At 72.6% G+C, this 1,745-nt stretch carries 1 protein-coding gene; it reads left to right on the top strand.

The genetic code is table 11. The features are described 5' to 3' along the window. The coding region (locus Manayef4_RS02895) for a condensation domain-containing protein (protein WP_305773808.1) at nucleotides 1–1,745 on the top strand (1,745 nt) is incomplete at both ends.

Genomic DNA, 1,745 nt, shown 5'->3' with positions numbered 1-1,745 from the left:
GTTATCTGAATCCCGCTACGCGGCCGGCGTTGGCGGCGCTGCCGACCCCGCAGATCGGCTTCAACTACCTGGGCAGGTTCACCACCGGTTCCGGGCGGCAGGAGTGGCAGCCGGTGGCGCTCGGCGGGGACATGGACGAGCGGATGCCCGCCGCCCACATCCTGGAAGCAGGCGGAGTCGTCCGTGACGGCGCGGACGGCCCCGAGCTGAGCCTGATGTTCTCCTGGCCGGGGGAGTTGTTGGCCGAGTCCGCCGTGCGGGAGTTGGCCGAGGGCTGGGTGGCGATGCTGACCGGCTTGGCCGCGCACGCCGCGCGGCCTGGTGCGGGCGGGCACAGCCCGTCGGACTTCCCACTGGTCCCGCTGGCCCAGGGGCACGTGACCGAGCTGGAGGCTGCGCAGCCCGGCTTGGCCGAGGTGTGGCCGCTGTCGCCCCTGCAGGAGGGCCTGCTGTTCCACGCCATGCTCGGCGAGCAGGCGCTGGACGCCTACTCGGGGCAGGGCCTGCTGAACCTGCTCGGCCCGCTGGACACCGCTGTACTGCGGGCTGCGGGCCAGGCGCTGCTGGACCGGCATCCCAACCTGCGCGCCGGATTCCGGCACCTCGCCGGCCTGGAGCAGCCGGTCCAGGTGATCGCCGATCGGGTCGCGCTGCCATGGCGTGAGGCGGACGTGTCGGCGCTGCCTTCGGCCGAAGCCGAGGCGGAGGCCGACCGGCTGGCCGCCGCCGAGCTGGCCCGTGCCTTCGACCCCGCGGTGCCCCCGCTGCTGCGGTTCCTGGTGATCCGGTTCGGCGCACGACACCACCGCCTGGTGATCACCAACCATCACATCCTGATGGATGGTTGGTCGCTGCCGGTCCTGCTGCGTGAGTTGTCCACCATCTATGCGGCCGGCGGTGACCCGATCGGACTGCCACCGGTCACGCCGTACGGGGAGTATCTGGCCTGGCTAGGCCGCCAGGACCGGCACGCGGCGCGCGAGGCCTGGCAGCGGGAGCTGGCCGGCACGACGGAACCGACCCTGGTCGCGCCGGGCGACCCGGCCCGGCTTCCGGTGGCGCCGGGCCGGGTCATGGCCTCTGCGGGCCCCGAACTGATCGCGGCCCTGCGCGCCCTGGCCAGGGAGCACGACCTGACGCTGAACACGGTCGTGCAGGGGGCGTGGGCGATGCTGGTCAGTCGGTTGGCGGGGCAGCGCGATGTGGTGTTCGGTGCGGTCGTCGCGGGTCGTCCGCCCGAGCTGCCCGGGGTGGAGGACATGCTGGGGCTGTTCGTCAACACGGTGCCGGTGCGGGTGCCGCTGGACCCGAACCGGCCCGTCATCGAGATGCTGACCGCGTTGCAGGACCGGCAGTCGGCTCTGATCGCCCACCAGTACCTGGGGCTGGCCGAGATCCAGCGGTTGGCCGGTGCGGGCGCGACCTTCGACACGCTGGTGGCCTACGAGAACTATCCCTTCGACCCGGATGCTGGGCCCGAGCCCGGGTCCGGGCYCGACGACACGCTGCGGATCACCCCGGCCGGGGGGCGTGACTCGACGCACTATCCGCTGACGCTCGCGGTCATCCCGGGTGCCACGGACCTGCGGCTGCGGCTGACCTACCGCCCGGACGTGTTCGAGCCCGACCAGGTCGAGGGCTTCGGGCGCTGGTTGGTACGGATCCTGGAGGCTGTGGCGGCGGATCCGGGGGTGTTGGTGGGTCGGGTGCCGGTGTTGGGTGCGGCTGAGTGGGTGCGGGTGGTG

It is taken from the genome of Frankia sp. CgMI4, from assembly GCF_001756285.1.
Taxonomy (GTDB): Bacteria; Actinomycetota; Actinomycetes; order Frankiales; family Frankiaceae; genus Frankia; species Frankia casuarinae.
This window is presented reverse-complemented; position numbering and strand designations above follow the sequence as displayed.